Here is a 20,638-nt window from a genome sequence, read left to right as displayed (position 1 = left end):
TTTCGTTTGCGCTGACGTCGTTGTGGCCGTCGTCAGGGCTTGTTGTTAAACATATCCAGAATGCGCTGCCGTTCCTGCGTATCGACCGGTCCGGGCGTCGGCGCACTCGTCGTCGTACCGTCCGGCGCGGTTTCGGCGCTCAGGCCCACCGTACTGACGGCTTTGCCCGGCGGATAGTCGTCGTAGAAGTAGTCGCCGTTTGCCTGAATGATCCCCGGGGGCACCGGGCGCGTCGATTCCGGCACGCCACGCAACGCCTTGGTCATGTAGTCGATCCAGATCGGCAGCGCGAGGCCACCGCCCGTCTCCCGGTCGCCCAGATTTCGGGGTTGATCGAAACCGATCCACGCGACACCAACCAATTGGGATTGATAGCCCGCGAACCACGCATCGTGCGAATCGTTGGTCGTGCCGGTCTTGCCGGCGAGATCGTTACGCTTGAGCACGTTCGTCTTGGCGGCCGTGCCGCGCGTCGCCACGTCGTGCAGCATCGAGTTCATGATGAAGGCATTGCGGGCCGGAATGGCACGAATCGCTTCGTCGCCGGCCATGGCCGGCTTCTCTTCCATGATGACGTTGCCCTTCGAGTCGGTGATGCGCGCCACGATGAACGGGTTCACGCGGAAGCCGCCATTCGCGAACACGGAGTAGGCGCTAGCCATTTGCAACGGCGTGACCATGCCCGCGCCCAGCGCCATCGGCAGATACGCCGGGTGCTTATCGGCTTCGAAGCCGAAGCGCGCGATGTACTTCTGCGCGTAGCCCGGGGTGATGCTCTGCAATATCCGAATCGACACGAGGTTGCGCGAGCGCATCAGCGCGACGCGCATCGGCATCGGACCTTCGAAGCCACCGCCATAGTTCTTCGGTTCCCACGGCTGACCGCCTGTCTGTGCAGCCGTGAAGTAGAGCGGCCCGTCATTGATGATCGTTGCCGGCGCGAAGCCTTTTTCCAGCGCGGCCGAGTAAATAAACGGCTTGAAGCTCGAGCCTGGCTGACGCCACGCCTGCGTGACGTGATTGAACTTGTTGCGGTTGAAATCGAAGCCCCCGACGAGCGATCGGATCGCACCGTTTTGCGGATCGAGGGAAACGAACGCCGCTTCGATATCGGGCATCTGCACGATGCGCCAATTGTCCTTGGCGTCCTTCGTCACGCGGATCACCGAGCCGGGGCGAATCTTCTGCTTGGGTTGCGCCTTTGCGCTCAACCCAGCCGCGGCAAAACGCAGTCCGTCGCCCGTCACGCTCACATCGTCGCCGTTGAGCAGCACCGCCTTGACTTGCTGCGGCGACGCGGCAAGCACGACGGCCGCCACCATGTCGCCGCTGTCCGGATGCTCGACCAGCGTGTCGTCGATCAACTGCTCGCGCTCGTCCTGATCGCTCGGCAGTTCGATGTTGGCCTCGGGGCCGCGATAACCATGGCGCAGTTCATACGCCATGACGCCTGCGCGCAGGGCTTCGTAGGCGGCTTCCTGATCGGCCGAATTGATTGTGGTGTAGACGTTGAATCCGCGCGTGTAGATCTCGTCCTTGAACTGGGCATAGAGCAACTGACGCACCATTTCCGCCACGTAGCCGGCATGCACGCTGAACTCACTGCCGAGGCCGCGCACCACCAGCTCTTGCGAAATCGCTTGGTCGTATTCCGCCTTCGAAACGTAACCGAGGTCGTACATGCGCTTGAGGATGTACTCCTGGCGCACGCGCGCACGCTTGTAGTTGACGATCGGGTTGTAAGCCGACGGTGCCTTGGGCAGCCCGGCCAGCATCGCCGCTTCGGCGAGCGTGACATCCTTGATGTCCTTGCCGAAATACACGCGGGCGGCGCTCGCGAAGCCGTAAGCACGCTCGCCGAGATAGATCTGATTCATATACAGCTCCAGAATCTGATCCTTCGTCAGGCGTGACTCGATCTTATAGGCCAGCAATGCTTCGTAGATCTTGCGCGTATAGGTCTTCTCGCTCGACAGGAAGAAATTACGTGCGACCTGCATCGTGATCGTGCTCGCCCCCTGTGACGATCCTCCGCGCGCGAAGTTGGCCACACCTGCCCGGAAAATCCCGATGAAATCGACGCCGCCGTGCTGATAGAAACGGTCGTCCTCGATCGCGAGGACGGCCTTTTTCATCACGTCCGGAATATCGGCAAAGCGCACGAGATTGCGGCGTTCCTCACCGAACTCGCCGATTTGAATTTCATCGGCGGTGTAGATGCGCAGCGGAATCTTCGGCCGGTAGTCGACGATCGTATCGAGCGACGGCAACTGTGGCGTCATGACCACCAGGATGTACCCCGCCAGCAACGCGCCACACACGAGCATCGCGGCGATCAGGCCGACGAACCACAGAACGATGCGCAGCCAGATGGAGCGGCGCGGCTTGGGTGGGCGCTTGTCGCGTGGGGTCTCTGTTTGGGGTGTGCTTGCCATGGGGGAACCGAAAAAAACAATGGGCCGATTATAACGAACGGTTAGCGGTGCCTTCCCGAATCTCCCCGGTACCACTGCCGGAAGTGATCGAAATGGGATTTCGGGCGCATGAGTGTTCGGATAAAGACGAGAAAAAAGCGGCACGAAATCCGAATGCGAAACAAAGGGCCGTTATTGCCTCGCGATTCGGATTGGTCCGATTGGCTGACGTATCACCGATGACTAGGATCGATCGCATCGACATCGACCCACATGGGAGGCACGTCATGATCGAAGCGGTCCTGCGCAGCTTGCGCCACATTTCTCACCCCTTGGCAGCTTTGCTGCCGCGCGCTGATGGTGGCGGGTGCGGTATTCACTTTGACGCCGGAAGCCTACAGTTTGTTCGCCTAACTCGCGTGCCAGGTCCGGCACGGTTTCGGCTCGATGCTTACGGTACGGCGGCACTGGAAGACGATGTACTGCGTGGCGGGCTGCTGGCGAGGCCGGAGGCCGCAGCACGCCGTCTGGGCGAACTGCTCGATCGCGTCGGAACCAGCGCTGCGGGGCTGCGCGACGACACGGTTGTGCTGGCTTTGCCCGCGCATCTGCTCAAAACGCATGTCATCGACTACCCGCCGGATATGCCGGTGCGCGCCCTGCATGCCTGGTGCGAGCGCCACGCTGCGCTGTTATTGCCCGGGGGCAGCCGATCCGGCCCGCGCACCCGCGTTGGCGTGACATGGGCCGAACCGGGGAGCCAACGCTTGCGGCTGTATGCCTGCGAAGCGGAGCTCGTGGACGATCGTCTCGCCGCGATGGAAATGGCGGGTTTGCGCGTGCATGCGGTCGACGTGGCGCATGCTGCCGGACGGCGAGCCTTTCGATGGGCGGGGGCGACGCCGGTCGAGGCGCCTGCCGGGGGGAGTTCGCACGATTCGCTTGATGCGCTAGACACGACCCCCGTGTCGCCGATCGCATTGTTACAGGTCAGCGACCACGATCTGGATCTGTCGGTGTTCGACGCGCACCGCTGCGTGGCAGACGTGCGCGAGCGTTTTGATGGCGTAAACGGCAGTCCTGATGCGCTGGCGAGTGTCGTGCGCGAATGGCTCGGCAGGCTGCCGGTGGTCGCCGGTTCGCTGCATGTCGCGACGCAAGGCGTAACGCCGGGTGTGTTGGCGGCAATATGCGACGCCCTCGCACTGGCGTGCAGCATTCCAGTGAGGCCGTTCGATCCGCTTAGGCGCTTCGACACCGCTGACGCGCCCGCATCTCTACAGTCGTCGCCAGTGGAGCGCACGTCGCTTGCCGTGGCTTGCGGTCTGGCGTTGCGCGCCATGTCCATGCAGGGGGACGCATGGCAGTAAAGCCACACCTTCTCCCGCTGGACTTCTTGCCCACGCTCGCACAACGTCGACAACGGGATTTTCGCCGCCAGTGGCAAGGGTGGACCGTGCTCGCGCTGCTCGGTGCATCGCTTGCGCTGCTCCCGATCCTTTGGGGCGTGCATCTGCGTCGTGAGGCACGAACGCAGTTGTCGGCATCGCGCGAGGCACAACAACGGCTGGCCGCGCAGACCGATTCGTTCAACGCCGCGCAGCGTGCCCTCGCGGGTATCCGGGCGCACCGCGTAGCGGTGCTCGCGCTGACAGCCAGCCGGCAAGACGTGGCGGCTCTCATGCTCGACGTAATGCGAGCTTGCGCAGACGGCGTACGTTTGGGAAGCGTCAAACTCGACGATCGCCAGATTCACATCGATGGCTACGCAACGACGCAATCTCGTGTGCGGGAAATGCAGAAGCGACTACGCAGTCTGCCGTGGGTCAGAAAGGTCTCGGAAGTCGAATCGAGTGTGATCCCGGAAGGCGTGGCTCGCCAACTCATGGGGCCAAATTCGCCAGCGACGCTACCGACCGTGCGGCGCTTCGCCTTGCGCATTGAGTATCGACCCGTTGCCGCCCCTCCAATGGCTGCTGACGAGATCTGGGATCAGGAGGCGCGACTCGATGACCAATGAGCGTCGTTCATCCGCCGATGTCCGCGACCTGTTGGCCGATCTTGTCGATCGTTGCCGGACACGTTTGGACAGTTGGACTTCGGTATCGCCATTGGAATGGCCGCGTTCTGTGCGATGGGCGCTCGGGGGCGGTGCGTTACTGAGCGCCTTCATGTTGACCTTGGCAATGTGGTGGCTTGTCGGGCTGCCGGCCAGCACAGCGCTGAAGCACGACATTGCGGCGGCAAAGGCGGCGCTGGACCTTGCGCAAGCGCAGGCGAGGCGATTTCCGCAACTGAGCGCCATGTTGCAAAGCGCTGAAGCCGAGACGGTGGCGTGGGAGCGTCTTTTGCCCGTGGTCGCGGAGGGCAACCCCGAAGAGAAATGGCGGGGCGATCTCGAGTCGATGGTGGCGCGCGCGGGGCTGGTGCTGGAGATGGCTCGCCCAGGCGCAGTAGGTTCCAAGTCGGGTATTGATACCGAGCGAGCGGAACTGCAAGTCAAGGGGACCGTGGCGGCACTGCTCAACTTTCTGGCGGCGATCGACCGGGCGCCGCGTCATCTTGCGATTGAGCGCTTGCACTTGCAGGCGCCTGACATAGGCGTGGTGACAGCCGGTGGCGCGCAGGCAACGCTCACGGCAACGGTTGCGGCGTATCGCTGGCGTCGCACAGCGGTCCCGGCATTGGTGGGCGAGGCGGCATCTTTGCCACGATTACCTGAGGTGCCGACCCCGTGGCAGCTGCCGTCGACCATGATCGACGTGTTTCGGGCGTCGTTGACGGGCCGTCCTGGGCAGCAGGCGGTTGCGTTGATGGCACCGGATCAGCCGGTATCGCCAGTCGATCCGGCGGAGCCTATCGGCACGATGCGCGCCGGCCGTCAGCGCGCTACGTTCAGACGTACGGCTAACGGCGCGACAGTGGATTGGGAGGGGGCTGCCAGTCCGCCCGAGGAACGCGGACAAACGTCCGTCAGCGTGTCGCTGCATGGCGTGGAAACGGTCGCGGCACTGAGGGCGTTCGCTCGTCTCACGGGGCGAAGTTTGGTGGTGGGAGAGCGCGTTGCCGGTCGGCTTGAGGTGGAAATGGCCTACGTCTCGCCAGCGACGGCGTTCGAGGTGTTGATTCGGGCTGCCGGGCTCGGTGTGCGGGCCGTCGGCGGTGTGGATTGGGTGGCACCGAGAACCGAATTGCTGGCCGACGAGCAGACGCAGTTGGAGGCGGCGTCTAAGCGCGAGACGATGCAACCGCTGGTCAGTCGTCGCTTCGCGCTGAATTACCCACGTGCGCTCGAATTGCGCGAGATCATCATTGGCGAAAAGGATCGAAAAACGCAGCGACTTCTGTCGTCGCGAGGTAGTTTGATCGCCGATCCCCGCACGAATCAACTGTTCGTGACCGATTTGCCGGAACGGCTGGAGGCACTTAGCGCCTTCATTGCCCGAATCGATGTGCCAGTCAGGCAGGTACTGATCGAGGCCCGGATCGTCGAAGCGGATGACAGATTCAGCGAGTCGCTAGGCGTCAGTCTGGCTGGCCATTACGCGCGTGCCAATGGCGGGCGGGCGACAAACGCGGCGTCCTCGCGCGAGGGCGGCGCCGAGTCACGACGCGGTACGCCGGGTGAAAACTCGAATGCCCTCGCGGCCAACGCATCAGGGAGAGGGGCCGCGGACGCCCTCGAGAGCGCTTTGCCTGCGGCTGTGCTCGCCGGCGTGGCACCACCCAGTCTGGCCATTACGCTTTTCGGGCGGTCTGCAACGCGCTTTCTGCAACTGGAGTTATCGGCACTGGAAACCAGTGGTAGAGGACGGGTGGTGTCGCGTCCGAGGGTGGTGACGGCGGACAAGGTCGAGGCGGTGATCGAACAGGGGACCGAATTGCCCTATCAGGCGCGTAGCAGCCGCCGTAGTACGTCGACCGTGCAGTTTCGCAAGGCCACGCTGCGTTTGGAGGTGACCCCGCTGATTACCCCCGACGGACAGGTCATTCTCGATGTGGACGTGCGTAAGGACAGCGTAGGTCATGCCGTCGCGGACGGCTTCGCGGTGGATACTCGGCACGTCAAGACGCAGGTGCAGGTCGAGAACGGGGGGACGGTGGCGATTGGGGGGATCTATCAGGAGGAGCGCCGTAATTCGCGCGCTCAGGTGCCGTGGCTAGGTGACGTGCCGCTGATCGGCACGCTTTTCCGGAACCGATCCGGGGAGGACCGCCGCACCGAGCTACTGGTGTTCATTACGCCAAGCGTCGTGCCCGAGACGGGTGGGGTGGATGCCTCAGCGGTACCCGTCGCCCCCATGCTGCCAAAGGGCGACGGCGACGTTGCCCCGGCGGACGCAGGATTTCGGGGGGATTTGGGGCGCCCGGCGCTGCGTCCCGGAGCGCCGGTCAACGATGCACTGGAGGGGCATCCGCGGCTGACAGCCACGTCCTTGGAGGTGACGCGTTCCGCACGCCCGACGCATATCCCGGTATCATCAGGGATTGGAACCCAAATATCAGCGATTCATGCTGGAAAACGTAATACTTGTCGGATTGATGGGGGCGGGCAAGACCACGGTCGGACGCGCTGTCGCGCGACGTCTCGGACGGCAGTTCTATGACTCCGACCACGAGATCGAAGCGCGCACGGGCGTGCGCATCCCGGTTATCTTCGAGCACGAAGGCGAAGACGGCTTTCGCCAGCGCGAAGCGCATACCATCGACGAACTCACACAACGCAGCGGCATCGTTCTCGCCACCGGCGGGGGCGCAGTGCTGCGCGCGGAAAACCGCGAGCGCATTAAGTCGCGCGGCACGGTCGTCTATCTGCGGGCCAATCCGCACGATCTATGGCTGCGCACTCGTCGTGACAAGAACCGCCCGTTGCTGCAAACCGCCGACCCGCGCGCCCGCCTTGAGCAATTGTTTCAGGAGCGCGACGCGCTGTACCGCGAATGCGCAACGTTCGTCATCGAGACCGGTCGGCCGAGCGTCAATGCGCTGGTCAACATGGTGCTCATGCAACTGGAAGTCGCGGGTATTGTGCCGAGCGGACTGCCCGATGAGCACGACGGCGACGGGGATGTTCATGGGCATGACGATGACGTCTGCGCTGCCGGTGATGTGGCCGCCGATTCGGCGCCGGATGCAGCGTCGGACGCAGCACCGGATGTTGAGCCCGACCCGACAGGTGCTTTGCAAGTCAACGAAACCTTACCTAGCGATGCAGCGCAAGTTGCTACGTCACCGACACGTGACGCAGCTTCACGCTGATGTTGCCGAATACGATAACTAGCCAACCCGCGGCATGATCACCCTCAAACTCGAACTCGGCGAGCGCGCCTACCCCATCCACATCGGCACCGATCTGCTCTCGCAGGAGGCGTTGTTCGCGCCGCACGTGCGCGGCACGCACGCGATTATCGTGACGAACACGACTGTGGCACCGCTGTACGCGGAGAAGGTCGTCGCGACGCTCCAGCGATTGGGCAAGACGGTCGTTACGGTCGTGCTGCCGGATGGTGAGGCCCATAAGAACTGGCAGACGCTGAACCTGATCTTCGACGGCCTGCTGGGTGCGCAGGCCGACCGCAAGGCGACGCTTATCGCGCTGGGCGGTGGTGTGGTGGGGGATATGACGGGATTTGCCGCCGCCTGCTACATGCGGGGCGTGCCATTCGTACAGGTGCCGACGACGCTGCTCGCGCAAGTCGATTCGTCTGTCGGTGGCAAAACGGGCATTAATCACCCGTTGGGCAAGAACATGATCGGTGCCTTCTGGCAACCGAGCGCCGTGCTGGCCGATATTGACACCTTGTCGACGCTGCCCGAGCGTGAGCTTGCGGCAGGCATGGCTGAAGTCATCAAGCATGGCGCCATCGCGGACGAAGCTTATTTCGACTGGATCGAAGCCAATATCGACGCGCTCAATGCGCGGGACACGGCGGCGCTGACGTATGCGGTGCAACGCTCGTGCGAGATCAAGGCAGCAGTCGTGGCCAGCGACGAGCGCGAGCAAGGGCTGCGCGCCACGCTGAACTTCGGACATACGTTCGGGCATGCCATCGAAGCCGGGTTGGGATACGGCGAGTGGTTGCACGGTGAAGCGGTGGGCTGCGGCATGGTGATGGGGGCCGATCTCTCGGCACGGCTGGGCTACATCGATGAAGCGCTGGTGCCCCGCATCAAGGCGCTCGTGGCGGCGGCAAAGCTGCCCGTCGTGGGCCCGGATCTCGGGGACGATCGCTATATCGACTTGATGCGTGTCGACAAGAAGGCAGAAGGCGGCGATATCCGCTTTGTGCTACTTAACCGATTGGGCGAAGCGTTCATGACGCGTGTGCCCGACGCCGAATTGCGCGCGACGTTGCGCGCCAACGTTTAAGTGAGGGGCTGGCGATGATCGATTACGAAGCGTCGCTTGCCCCATACGCGGCCCGTTCGTCGAACTCACGCGGGCGTCGGATTGCCGAGACGGCATCGACGACACGCAGCGAATTTCAGCGCGATCGCGACCGCATCATCCACTCAACGGCGTTTCGTCGGCTCGAGTACAAAACGCAAGTCTTCGTGAATCACGAAGGCGATCTCTTCCGCACTCGCCTCACGCACAGCCTCGAAGTTGCCCAGATCGGGCGCTCGATTGCCCGTAACCTCCGCGTCAACGAAGACTTGGTCGAGGCTATTTCGCTCGCGCACGACCTTGGGCATACGCCGTTCGGCCACGCCGGGCAGGATGCGCTCAACGCCTGCATGCGCGACTACGGCGGCTTCGAGCACAACCTGCAAAGCCTCATCGTCGTTGACGAACTTGAAGAGCACTACGGGGGATTTAACGGCCTGAACCTGTGCTTCGAGACGCGTGAGGGCATCCTCAAGCATTGCTCTCGCGCCAACGCGCGAGACCTCAGTGAACTTGGCGAGCGGTTTCTGAAGGGGCGGCAGCCGGGTATCGAAGCGCAGATCGCGAATCTGGCCGACGAAATCGCTTACAACAATCACGATATCGACGACGGCGTGCGCTCAGGACTGCTATCGCTGGAGCAACTCGACGCCGTGCCGCTCTGGAAGCGCTATTGCGCCGAGGCATTGCGCGAATGGCCCGAAATCACGGGGCGCCGACTTGTCCACGAGACGACGCGACGAATCATCAATGCGTTGATCGTCGATCTGATCGCCACCACGCGCCGCCGGGTGGCCGACGCGTCTCCCGCGTCGATGGAGGATGTCCGCGGTGCCGGGCCGTTAGTCGCGTTCAGCGACGAGATGCGGGAGCAGGCGGGGCAGCTCAAACGTTTTCTGTTCGAAAACCTGTATCGACACTATCTCGTGATGCGAATGGCCGCCAAGGCGCAGCGCATCGTGCAGGAATTGTTCGCGGCGTTTCTGTCCGATCCTCGGCTGCTGCCGCCGAACTACCGCCCGGAAAACGAGGCAGACCAGCCTCGCTGGATTGCGCACTACGTGGCGGGCATGACGGACCGCTACGCCATCAAGGAATACCGTCGGCTCTTCACCATCGAGCCGACGCTGTAATCGCCCATTACCGCAGCACAAACAATACAGCCGGTTAAGCAGGACTGCCCGCCGAAGTCGGGGGCAGTTCGCTTAACCGGCTGTTGCTATTGGCGAGCCTTATGTCAGCGAAACGCGAACTAAATGCCAGCTAAATGCCGCTATTCGTGCTCGTGCTGCCGACCTTAACTACGACCGGCGATAAAGCCAAGCACGAGCGCTACAGCGGCGACAGTGCCTAGGGTTTGCCACGGCCGTTCATGCACGTAGCCATCGGCTTCTTCCCAGACTTCATTGGCGCGGCGGCGCAGATGGGCGCGAGCGTCACCGAAGTCGCTACGTGCTTCACGGAGCTTGTCGCCGATTTCGGCGCGCAGCGCTTCAATATCGGAGGCTGATTTCGCGTTGGAGAGGGCGTGATCGAGATCGTCGAGCAAGTCGCGCACGCGTGCCGAAACGTCGCCACTTGCCAGACGTGCTGCGCGGGCCGTTCGGCGTCCCGCGTAGCGAGCGTCGTCCAGACCATTGTTCAGTGCTGATTCCGCTTTCGAGGCAATTCCCATTTCTGACTCCCTGATGGTGGTATTGAAATGCGGCGTGTGCCACGTCCCTCGGGACCGCTAGCGTCACGCCGATGGAAACCTTGTGCGAGCGGCCATTATGGCGTGGCCGTTCGCGGGCGTACACCATGAGAGACAGCGGGGGAAAAGGGAAAGTTGCAGGAATTTCCCAGCAACGAATTGATGCAGCAATATATGACTTTGAAATGCGAAAACGCCGCAAGAAGCGGCGTTTTCTAGAACATCTTAAGCATGTTGCGACGCCCTGAGGCGCCTCGCTACGAGGTCGGTGTGACTTAGAAGCGATAGGCCAGCGACAGGAACGTGACCACCGGATTCAGCTTGACCTTGGCCTCGCTGGTCGTCGTGATCGGGCCGCGCGTCGTCGTCAACTTGGCCGTCGTGCTCACCGGGATGTACGACACGGAGAAGGACAGCGTCCAGTGCTGGTCCATGTTGTAGTTGATACCCGCGTTGAACACCGGCGCCCACGAGTTGGTCAGCTTCGCCGTCGTGTTGCCGCCCGGGCCCAGTGCCAGCGAGTTACTGGCAAGCTGCTGGAAGCCATCCGTCAGATCGATGTTCGAGTACCAGAAGTAGCTCGCACCGATACCCACGAACGGACGCCACTTGTCGTCGGCCTGGCCGAAGTAGTACTTCAACAACAGCGCCGGGCTCCACTGCTTGGCCGAGGCCAGTGCGCCGTTGCCGGGCAGTTGCAGGCGGCCGGTGCCGTAGAGATGGAATTTCGGCGGAACGCCGAACACACCTTCGACTGCGATGTTATCCGTGAAGAAATGCGCGAACGTGAGGCCGAGCGTATCGGCGTCGGACACTTGGGCGCCCGTGTTGCCGCCCAGCGCGGCGTTAAGGCCAGCGGCCAATCCCGGCACGCTCGAACCCGTCACATTCAACGGATCGCTTGAGACTTGCGGCGAGAGATGGAACCAGCCAAGGCTGACAACGTTATCACCCGCCTTCTGTGCGAATGCGGCCCCCGACGCCGTCAGCATGGCCACGGCAGCAATGGTCAAATGCTTCAACTTCATTTGATTCGTCTCCTGCTCAAGATTCTTTATTGTCGAGAATTTCGGTAAATGAAATTCAGGGCCATTATGCCGACCGTGGAAATTCACGGGTAGCAGGAGACTGGAGGTGTCGCTCTAAAGGTGTTGTTTCCACGCATCGACTCATGGAATGCCCTTAGAAAAAAGCGCTGGACGAAAGAAAAGCGTGCCTTTATACGTCAGGCACGCTTTAGGAAAAAACCTGCGGAGTCCGATATTACGGACGCAATTAGCGTCCCGTAGGTTGGGTTTAGAACTTGTAGCCGAGCGAGACGAAGGTCACAATCGGATTCAGTTTGATTTCCGCATCGGACGACGCAAGCACCGTACCGTCTTGTGCTTTGATCTTGATGTTGGCGGTGGTCTTGAGCGGAATGTAGGAAACCGATGCGCTGGCGACCCAGTGCTTGGTGAAAGCGTAGGAGAAGCCTGCGTTGAGTACCGGTTGCCACGATGCCGACGACTTCGCTTCTACACTCGTCGGACCGTTATGTCCGGAAGTAAAAGCGAGCACGCTGCCGAAGTTTTGATTCAGCGCCGATTCGAAATTCGGATTGAGGCTGACATTCGTAAAGAATGTATAGCTCACGCCGACACCGAGAAAAGGGCGCCAGGTCGAATTAGCCTGACCGAAGTAATACTGAAACACCAGCGCCGGACTCCATTGTCGAACGCTTTGCACAATCGGGTTGTTTTGCGCCGCGCCGAGGTCGATACTCGTGAGCGCGCCAGCGAGACCCGGGGGTGCAATCACGCCCTCGCCCGTGAGTTTGAATTTGGCAGGGACGCCGGCAACGGTTTGGACGGCAATGTTGTCGGTGACGAAGTGGGTGAACACCAGCCCGAGCGTGTCGGCATTGCTGACCTTCGCGCCGGAGCCGGGCGAAGTGAAACTCGCCGGTACGAGGGTCGGTGTGAGACCCTCCTGATTAGTGCTGGTGGTCATCGGCTTGCTTGAGTCTTGCGGCGCGATGTGAAACCACCCGAGGTTGACGACGTTGTCGCCGGCTTGTTGTGCTGTGGCGCTGGTGGACGCCAGAGATATGCCGATGCCGAGCGCGCATAAGCACGCTGCGGACCGGTAGGTCCGAGTTGTCATTTGTCTATCCTCCCAAGATTATTTATTTATTTTTCGATGCATTATGCGCTAGCGGTCTCTCGGCGCAATCGTCGAATCTAGAGTTTTTGTACGAATCAAAGGGAATTGGCTAGATATCAGTATTTAAAGAGGTTTTCGGTGTCGAAACTTCCTCGCGAATCGTGATATCGAGCTTTAAAGCTTTACATTTGAATTCGCATGGCCCGATTACCAAGACTCTTTATTCCCCGTCAGCCGCAGCATGTGATTCTGCGCGGCAACAACCGGCAAGCCATCTTCGTCGATGACGAAGACCGGCGCGTATTTCATGACCGTCTGCGCGACGCCGCGCGAGCGCACGGATTGGCGATTCATGCGTGGTGCATGATGCCGAATCACCTGCATCTGGTCGCGACGCCTGCCGACGAGCGCAGCCTGCCCGCCACGCTTCAGGCGGTGGGGCGCTACTACGTGCTGTATTTCAATCGACGGCACCAGCGCACTGGCACCCTTTGGGAGGGTCGCTACCGTGCCACGGTGATCGAAGCCGAGCACTATCTGCTGCTCGCCAGCCGCTATGTCGAACTCAACCCGGTACGTGCCGGGCTGGCCGACGCGCCAGGTAACTATGTGTGGTCGAGTTACAACCATCACGTGGGCCTGACGGTCGACAGCCTGGTCACCGACCACGCGTTGTACTGGGCGCTGGGGAATACGCCGTTCGAACGGCAACGCGCCTACGCGGAGGGGTTCTCGATTCCGTTGCCGCCATATGAAGTGGACGCATTGCGTACAGCAACGCAGAAGGGCTGGCTGTTGGGCGGTCCCGAATATCAGGCGCGTATGTCGCTTGCGGCGAATCGCCGAGTGAGTCCACTCACGCGAGGGCGTCCGCGTAAATCGGTGTCCGACACCCTCTGAAGTCCCGCTGAGTCTTCACTTCGACGGACCCGTCCGGGTCCGTCAATCGCCCTCAACCGCTTGAAATTCAACAAAATTATGTGGACCAGCATTCACGCGAAAATAATCTGACCCCGATTAAGGCGAGCCTACTTTTGGTGCGGTTTTTAATGCGAATCTGACCCTATTAAAATATTTTGTCATTGTGAATTTCATAGCGTATATTCCAACTTCGGCCGATTGGTGCGATGCGCAAAACCGTGCGCACTGAGTCGGTATCTGTGGCGACACCCGAGAATGACCTTCGACGAGTGCGAAACCGCAGCCCTGGCCTGCCCGGCCAACCCCCACTTAACCCGGCCGACCGTGACGAGCATGCGCGCGGCGGCCTCGCCAAGAGACGGTGTAACTCGTGGAAAAGAAACAGCAACCGATTGCGACGGCAGCAGCGCTGCCGGGTGAGGCGTACGTGGCGCCGGCCGCACAGGGCATGTACGACCCGGCCAATGAGCACGATGCTTGCGGCGTCGGCTTCGTGGCCCACATCAAGGGCGTGAAGAGCCACGCCATCGTCGAGCAGGGTCTGAAGATCCTCGAGAACCTCGATCACCGGGGCGCCGTGGGCGCCGACCCGCTCATGGGCGACGGTGCCGGCATCCTGCTCCAGATTCCCGATCAGTTTTACCGTGAAGAGATGGCCCGTCAGGGTGTCACGCTGCCGCCCGCTGGCGAGTACGGCGTGGGCATGATCTTCCTGCCGAAGGAACACGCCTCGCGTCTGGCATGCGAACAAGAGCTCGAGCGCACCGTGAAGGCCGAAGGCCAGGTCGTGCTGGGCTGGCGCGATGTCGCGATCGATCGCGATATGCCGATGTCGCCGAACGTGAAGGCCACCGAGCCGGTGATCCGTCAGATCTTCATCGGGCGCGGTCAGGACATCATGGTGACCGACGCGCTCGAACGTAAGCTGTATGTCATCCGCAAGACCGCGAGCCACCGCATTCAGGCGCTCAAGCTCAAGCACGGCAAGGAATACTTTGTGCCGTCGATGTCGGCGCGCACCATCGTCTACAAGGGCCTGCTGCTGTGCGATCAGGTCGGCCGCTACTACCGCGACCTGGCCGATCCGCGCACCGTGTCCGCCCTCGCGCTCGTCCACCAGCGTTTCTCGACCAACACGTTCCCGGCCTGGGAGCTGGCGCACCCGTACCGCATGGTGGCGCACAACGGTGAAATCAACACCGTGAAGGGCAACGTGAACTGGATCAACGCCCGCACCGGCGCGATTTCGTCGGCCGTGCTCGGCAGCGATCTGCAAAAGCTGTGGCCGCTGATCTATCCGGGCCAGTCGGACACCGCATCGTTCGACAACTGCCTCGAAATGCTCACGATGGCCGGCTACCCGCTCGCCCACGCGATGATGATGATGATTCCGGAAGCCTGGGAACAGCACACGTTGATGGACGAGAACCGCCGCGCCTTCTACGAATACCACGCCGCGATGATGGAGCCGTGGGACGGCCCCGCTGCCATCGCGTTCACCGACGGCCGTCAGATCGGCGCGACGCTCGACCGTAACGGTCTGCGTCCGGCGCGCTATGTCATCACCGACGACGACATGGTCATTCTGGCTTCCGAGTCGGGCGTGCTGCCGATTCCCGAGTCGAAGATCGTCAAGAAGTGGCGCCTGCAACCGGGCAAGATGTTCCTGATCGACATGGAACAAGGCCGCATCATCGACGACAAGGAACTCAAGGACAACCTCGCTAACGCGAAGCCGTACAAGAGCTGGATCGATGCCGTGCGCATCAAGCTCGACGAGATCGAGCCGAAGGTGGAAGAGGCCGGTGTGCATCACGACACCGCCACGCCGCTCATCGATTTGCAGCAGGCATTCGGTTACACGCAGGAAGAAGTGAAGCTGTTGATGACGCCGATGGCGATCAACGGTGAAGAAGCTGTGGGCTCGATGGGCAACGACAGCCCGCTCGCGGTCATGAGCAACAAGAACAAGACGCTCTATCACTACTTCCGTCAGTTGTTCGCTCAGGTGACGAACCCGCCGATCGACCCGATCCGCGAAAACATGGTGATGTCGCTGGTGTCGTTCATCGGTCCGAAGCCGAACCTGCTCGACACGAACAACATTAACCCGCCGATGCGTCTCGAAGTGTCGCAGCCGGTGCTGGACTTCAAGGAAATCTCGAAGATCCGCCACATCGACAAGTACACCGGCGGCAAATTCCGCTCGTACGAGTTGAACATTTGCTACCCGGTCGCCTGGGGCAAGGAAGGCATCGAAGCTCGCCTCGCCTCGCTGTGCGCCGAAGCCGTCGATGCGGTGAAGTCGGGCTACAACATCCTGATCGTCTCCGACCGTCTGACGAACCGCGAACAAGTTGCCATTCCGGCACTGCTCGCGACGTCGGCTGTGCATCAGCACCTAGTTGCACAAGGTCTGCGCACGAGCACGGGTCTGGTGGTGGAAACCGGTTCGGCCCGTGAAGTGCATCACTTCGCGCTGCTCGCCGGCTACGGCGCCGAAGCCGTTCACCCGTACCTCGCGATGGAAACGCTCGCGCAGATCGCCCGCAAGCAAGGCGGCGACCTGACGCCCGAGAAGGCCGTCAAGCATTTCGTCAAAGCCGTGGGCAAGGGCCTGCACAAGGTCATGTCGAAGATGGGCATCTCGACGTACATGTCGTACACGGGTGCACAAATCTTCGAAGCCATCGGCCTGTCGCAAGAACTGGTCAAGAAGTACTTCCAAGGCACGGCGTCGAACGTCGGCGGTATCGGCATCTTCGAAGTGGCCGAGGAAGCGGTGCGTCTGCATCGTGAAGCGTTCGGCGACAACCCGGTGCTCTCGAACATGCTCGACGCCGGTGGCGAGTACGCGTTCCGCATTCGTGGCGAAGACCACATGTGGACGCCGGACGCGATCGCGAAGCTGCAACACTCGACCCGTTCGAACTCGTACCAGACGTACAAGGAATACGCGAACCTCATCAACGACCAAAGCAAGCGCCACATGACGCTGCGCGGTCTGTTCGAATTCCGCGTCGATCCGCAGCGCGCCATTCCGCTCGATCAAGTGGAATCGGCCAAGGACATCGTGAAGCGTTTCGCCACGGGTGCCATGTCGCTCGGCTCGATCTCGACCGAAGCGCACGCCACGCTGGCCGTCGCGATGAACCGTATCGGCGGCAAGTCGAACACGGGTGAGGGCGGTGAAGATCCGCGCCGTTATCGCAACGAGCTCAAGGGCATTCCGATCAAGAAGGGCGAGTCGCTCGCCTCGATCGTCGGTCACGACGTCATCGAAGCCGACATCGAACTGCAAGACGGCGACTCGCTGCGCTCGCGCATCAAGCAAGTGGCCTCGGGCCGCTTCGGTGTGACGGCCGACTACCTCGTCTCTGCCGATCAGATTCAGATCAAGATGGCGCAGGGCGCGAAGCCGGGTGAAGGCGGTCAATTGCCGGGTCACAAGGTGACCGAGTACATCGGCAAGCTGCGTTACTCGGTGCCGGGCGTGGGGCTGATCTCGCCGCCGCCGCACCATGACATCTACTCGATTGAAGATCTGGCACAACTGATTCACGATTTGAAGAACGTGAACGCCTCGTCGTCGATCTCGGTGAAGCTCGTGTCCGAAGTGGGCGTGGGCACGGTGGCTGCCGGTGTTGCCAAGGCCAAGGCCGATCACGTCGTGATCGCCGGTCACGATGGCGGCACGGGGGCTTCGCCGCTGTCGTCGGTGAAGTACGCCGGCTCGCCGTGGGAACTGGGTCTGGCTGAGACGCAGCAAACGCTGGTGCTCAACCGTCTGCGTGGTCGTATCCGCGTGCAGGCCGACGGTCAGATGAAGACCGGTCGCGACGTGGTGATCGGTGCGCTGCTCGGCGCCGACGAATTCGGCTTCGCGACGGCACCGCTCGTCGTCGAGGGCTGCATCATGATGCGCAAGTGCCACCTGAACACGTGCCCGGTCGGTGTGGCAACGCAAGATCCGGTGCTGCGCAAGAAATTCCAGGGCAAGCCGGAACACGTCGTCAATTACTTCTTCTTCGTGGCCGAAGAAGTGCGCGAAATCATGGCGCAACTGGGCATCTCGAAGTTCGACGACCTGATTGGCCGTGCCGATCTGCTCAACACCAAGGCTGGCGTCGAGCACTGGAAGGCGAAGGGTCTCGATTTCTCGCGCATCTTCTACCTGCCGGAAGTCGAAGACACGGTGTCGCGTCTGCATGTCGAGTCGCAAGATCACGGCCTGGCGCACGCCCTCGATCACGCACTGATCGAAAAGGCACTGCCGGCGCTGGACAAGGGCGAGCACGTCTCGTTCATCCAGCCGGTGCGTAACCGTAACCGTACGGTCGGCGCGATGCTCTCGGGCGAAGTCGCCAAGCGTTACGGTCACGAAGGTTTGCCGGACGACACCATCCACGTGCAACTCAAGGGCACGGCGGGTCAAAGCTTCGGTGCCTTCCTGGCGCGCGGTATCACGCTCGATCTCGTGGGCGACGGTAACGACTACGTGGGTAAGGGCCTGTCGGGTGGCCGCATCATCGTGCGTCCGACCAACGACTTCCGCAGCAATGCCGAGGACAACATCATCGTGGGTAACACCGTGATGATCGGCGCAATCGAAGGCGAAGCGTTCTTCAACGGCGTGGCCGGCGAGCGTTTCTGTGTGCGTAACTCGGGCGCGACGGCGGTTGTCGAAGGCACGGGCGATCACGGTTGCGAATACATGACGGGTGGCACGGTGGTCGTGCTGGGCGAGACCGGCCGCAACTTCGCGGCAGGGATGTCGGGTGGCGTGGCGTACATCTATGACGCCGACAACACCTTCGCGGCCAAGTGCAACACGGCGATGGTCGCGCTCGATCCGGTGCTGCCGCACGGTGAGCAGGAGCGTACGGTGAGTCAGGGTCTCTGGCATCGCGGCCAGACCGACGAAGCGTTGCTGCGCGAACTGATCGAGCGTCACTTCCAGTACACCGGTTCGACGCGTGCGAAGGCGTTGCTCGAAGACTGGGACAGCGCCCGCCGCAAGTTCGTGAAGGTGTTCCCGAGCGAATACAAGCGTGCCCTTGGCGAGATGGCCAAGGCAAACGACAAACAAGCACTGGCGGCCTAACACCGTTTGCGCGGTCACGTCACAGGGTGAGGGCCCTGTCGGCGGGCCGCGCGCGGGTGAGGCACGGTAACCACAAAACTTTCCGACTGAAGAAACATGGGCAAGGTCACAGGTTTTCTCGAATTCGAGCGCCAGAGCGAGTCGTACGAAGCACCGCTGGCACGGGTTAAGCATTACAAGGAGTTCGTGCTCGCGCTCTCCGACGATCAGGCAAAAGTTCAGGGCGCACGCTGCATGGATTGCGGCATCCCGTTCTGCAACAACGGTTGCCCGGTCAACAACATCATTCCTGACTTCAACGATCTGGTGTATCGCCAGGATTGGAAGTCGGCGATTGCCGTGTTGCACTCGACGAACAACTTCCCGGAATTCACGGGTCGTATTTGTCCGGCGCCGTGTGAAGCGGCTTGCACGCTGAACATCAACAGCGACGCTGTGGGCATCAAGTCGATCGAGCACGCGATTATCGACAAGGCATGGAGCGAAGGCTGGGTCGAGCCGCAACCGGCGAAGCACAAGACCGGTAAGACGGTCGCTGTGGTCGGTTCGGGCCCGGCGGGTTTGGCCGTGGCGCAACAACTGGCGCGCGCCGGTCACGATGTGACCGTGTTCGAAAAGAACGATCGCGTCGGTGGTTTGCTGCGTTATGGCATTCCCGACTTCAAGCTGGAGAAGTGGCTGATCGATCGCCGCATGCGTCAGATGGAAGCCGAGGGCGTGACCTTCCGCACGGGCGTGTACATCGGCAAGGACGCGCCGGACGCGACGATCAACAACTTCTCGAAAGAGACGATTTCGCCGGATCAACTGCAAGCGCAGTTCGACGCCGTGGTCATCGCCGGTGGTGCAGAACAGCCGCGCGATTTGCCGGTGCCGGGCCGCGAGCTCGAAGGCGTGCATTACGCGATGGAGTTCCTGCCGCAGCAGAACAAGGTCAACGCGGGCGACAAGCTGGCGAACCAGATGCTGGCTACGGGCAAGAACGTGATCGTGATTGGCGGCGGCGACACGGGTTCGGATTGCGTGGGCACGTCGAACCGTCATGGCGCGAAGAGCGTGATGCAGTTCGAGCTGCTGCCGCAACCGCCCGAGCAAGAAAACAAGCCGATGGTGTGGCCGTACTGGCCGACCAAGCTGCGCACGTCGTCGAGCCATGACGAAGGTTGCGAGCGTGACTGGTCGGTGGCGACGAAGCGCTTCGAAGGCAAGAACGGCAAGGTCGAAAAGCTGATCGCCGTGCGTCTCGAATGGAAGGACGGCAAGATGCAGGAAATCGCCGGTTCGGAGTTCGAGCTGAAGGCCGATCTGGTGCTGTTGGCGATGGGCTTCGTCTCGCCGGTGCAGACCGTGCTCGACGCGTTCGGCGTGGACAAGGATGCGCGCAGCAACGTGCGTGCCTCGACCGAAGGCGAGCGTGCTTACACGACGAATCTGCCGAAGGTGTTCGCCGCCGGTGACGTGCGTCGCGGTCAGTCGCTGGTGGTCTGGGCGATTCGCGAAGGCCGTCAGTGTGCTCGCGCAGTCGACGAGTTCCTGATGGGACATTCGGAACTGCCGCGCTAAGCGAGTTATGCCTGCCAAAACCACAAATACGGGGTGTGTAGTTGTGTAGTTGGGTTTGAGAGGAGGGGGCGCAGCCGTAGGCAGCTGCGTCGCTGTGGAGAAACCGTCCGGACGGCAACGTCCGGGCGGTTTTTTCTTGCCTATTCGTCTTGCGAGAGTGCTGTCGGGTGCCATGCCCGCACTGCCGGAAAATTCAGTAAATCGCTAAATATAAGACGTCATACAACAAAACATCTTTGCGACTCGGCAACATGTGGGAAATCCTTCCCAATATGTGCAAACTTCAATACTGGTAAGGCGTATGGCGCGTCGATGCGGACGTCGTCGAAACACTAGGGATTATCCGTATACGCCATAAACAGGCATTGTCATCGTACATCGTCTCACGTAGGATGCCTCTCCATGCGAGC

Annotated in this window: 12 protein-coding genes and 1 pseudogene; 9 read left to right on the top strand and 4 right to left on the bottom strand. The window is 61.5% G+C overall.

All coding sequences use genetic code 11. The features are described from left to right. Positions 1 to 32: 32 nt before the first annotated feature. On the bottom strand, positions 33 to 2,435 hold the full coding sequence (locus tag ACPWR9_RS23870; RefSeq protein WP_426301338.1) for a penicillin-binding protein 1A: 2,403 nt from the start codon (positions 2,433 to 2,435) through the stop codon (positions 33 to 35). 398 nt (positions 2,436 to 2,833) lie between these two features. Here ACPWR9_RS23870 and ACPWR9_RS23865 point away from each other — a divergent pair, with 398 nt between their 5' ends. The 6 genes and pseudogenes from ACPWR9_RS23865 (at position 2,834) to ACPWR9_RS23840 (ending at position 9,935) form a co-directional block, all read left to right on the top strand. Continuing rightward, positions 2,834 to 3,784 (top strand): hypothetical protein, encoded by a 951-nt coding sequence (locus tag ACPWR9_RS23865; protein ID WP_426301336.1) that lies wholly within the window; start codon positions 2,834 to 2,836, stop codon positions 3,782 to 3,784. After that, positions 3,775 to 4,434 (top strand): PilN domain-containing protein, encoded by a 660-nt coding sequence (locus ACPWR9_RS23860; RefSeq protein WP_426301334.1) that lies wholly within the window; start codon positions 3,775 to 3,777, stop codon positions 4,432 to 4,434. Before ACPWR9_RS23865 ends, ACPWR9_RS23860 begins: the two co-directional genes overlap by 10 nt. Positions 4,435 to 4,585: 151 nt before the next feature. Continuing rightward, on the top strand, positions 4,586 to 7,021 hold the full coding sequence (locus ACPWR9_RS23855; RefSeq protein ID WP_426301332.1) for a type IV pilus secretin PilQ: 2,436 nt from the start codon (positions 4,586 to 4,588) through the stop codon (positions 7,019 to 7,021). Further along, a pseudogene (locus ACPWR9_RS23850) lies at positions 6,927 to 7,457 on the top strand (shikimate kinase); the annotation flags it as partial. The gene ACPWR9_RS23855 and the pseudogene ACPWR9_RS23850, both read left to right, overlap by 95 nt. A gap of 250 nt (positions 7,458 to 7,707) precedes the next feature. Further along, entirely contained in the window at positions 7,708 to 8,784 is a 1,077-nt protein-coding gene (gene aroB, locus ACPWR9_RS23845) for a 3-dehydroquinate synthase (protein ID WP_426301330.1), read from the top strand. 14 nt (positions 8,785 to 8,798) lie between these two features. Beyond that, the gene (locus ACPWR9_RS23840; protein ID WP_426301328.1) at positions 8,799 to 9,935 is read left to right on the top strand and encodes a deoxyguanosinetriphosphate triphosphohydrolase; all 1,137 of its coding nucleotides are present in this window, start codon (positions 8,799 to 8,801) and stop codon (positions 9,933 to 9,935) included. A 164-nt stretch (positions 9,936 to 10,099) separates the two neighbouring features. On the opposite strand, the gene ACPWR9_RS23835 is transcribed toward ACPWR9_RS23840, so the two are convergent. From ACPWR9_RS23835 to ACPWR9_RS23825, 3 genes are all read right to left on the bottom strand, one after another. Beyond that, positions 10,100 to 10,477, bottom strand: coding sequence for a DUF883 family protein (locus tag ACPWR9_RS23835; protein WP_150682342.1), 378 nt, complete (start codon positions 10,475 to 10,477; stop codon positions 10,100 to 10,102). Positions 10,478 to 10,770: 293 nt separating this feature from the next. After that, positions 10,771 to 11,523, bottom strand: coding sequence for an OmpW/AlkL family protein (locus tag ACPWR9_RS23830; RefSeq protein WP_426301326.1), 753 nt, complete (start codon positions 11,521 to 11,523; stop codon positions 10,771 to 10,773). 268 nt (positions 11,524 to 11,791) lie between these two features. Then, a complete protein-coding gene (locus ACPWR9_RS23825; protein ID WP_426301324.1) occupies positions 11,792 to 12,640 on the bottom strand; it encodes an OmpW/AlkL family protein in 849 nt (282 codons plus the stop codon). A gap of 198 nt (positions 12,641 to 12,838) precedes the next feature. Here ACPWR9_RS23825 and ACPWR9_RS23820 point away from each other — a divergent pair, with 198 nt between their 5' ends. The 3 genes from ACPWR9_RS23820 (at position 12,839) to ACPWR9_RS23810 (ending at position 20,228) form a co-directional block, all read left to right on the top strand. Continuing rightward, positions 12,839 to 13,540 carry a transposase gene (locus ACPWR9_RS23820; RefSeq protein WP_426301323.1) on the top strand — a complete coding sequence of 234 codons (702 nt, stop codon included), beginning with the start codon at positions 12,839 to 12,841 and terminating at the stop codon, positions 13,538 to 13,540. Positions 13,541 to 13,931: 391 nt separating this feature from the next. Continuing rightward, positions 13,932 to 18,665, top strand: coding sequence for a glutamate synthase-related protein (locus tag ACPWR9_RS23815; protein ID WP_426301322.1), 4,734 nt, complete (start codon positions 13,932 to 13,934; stop codon positions 18,663 to 18,665). A gap of 96 nt (positions 18,666 to 18,761) precedes the next feature. Beyond that, a complete protein-coding gene (locus tag ACPWR9_RS23810) occupies positions 18,762 to 20,228 on the top strand; it encodes a glutamate synthase subunit beta (protein WP_426301320.1) in 1,467 nt (488 codons plus the stop codon). The last annotated feature ends 410 nt before the right edge of the window (positions 20,229 to 20,638 follow it).

The organism is Pandoraea pneumonica, from assembly GCF_049918595.1.
GTDB lineage: Bacteria > Pseudomonadota > Gammaproteobacteria > Burkholderiales > Burkholderiaceae > Pandoraea > Pandoraea pneumonica_A.
This window is presented reverse-complemented; position numbering and strand designations above follow the sequence as displayed.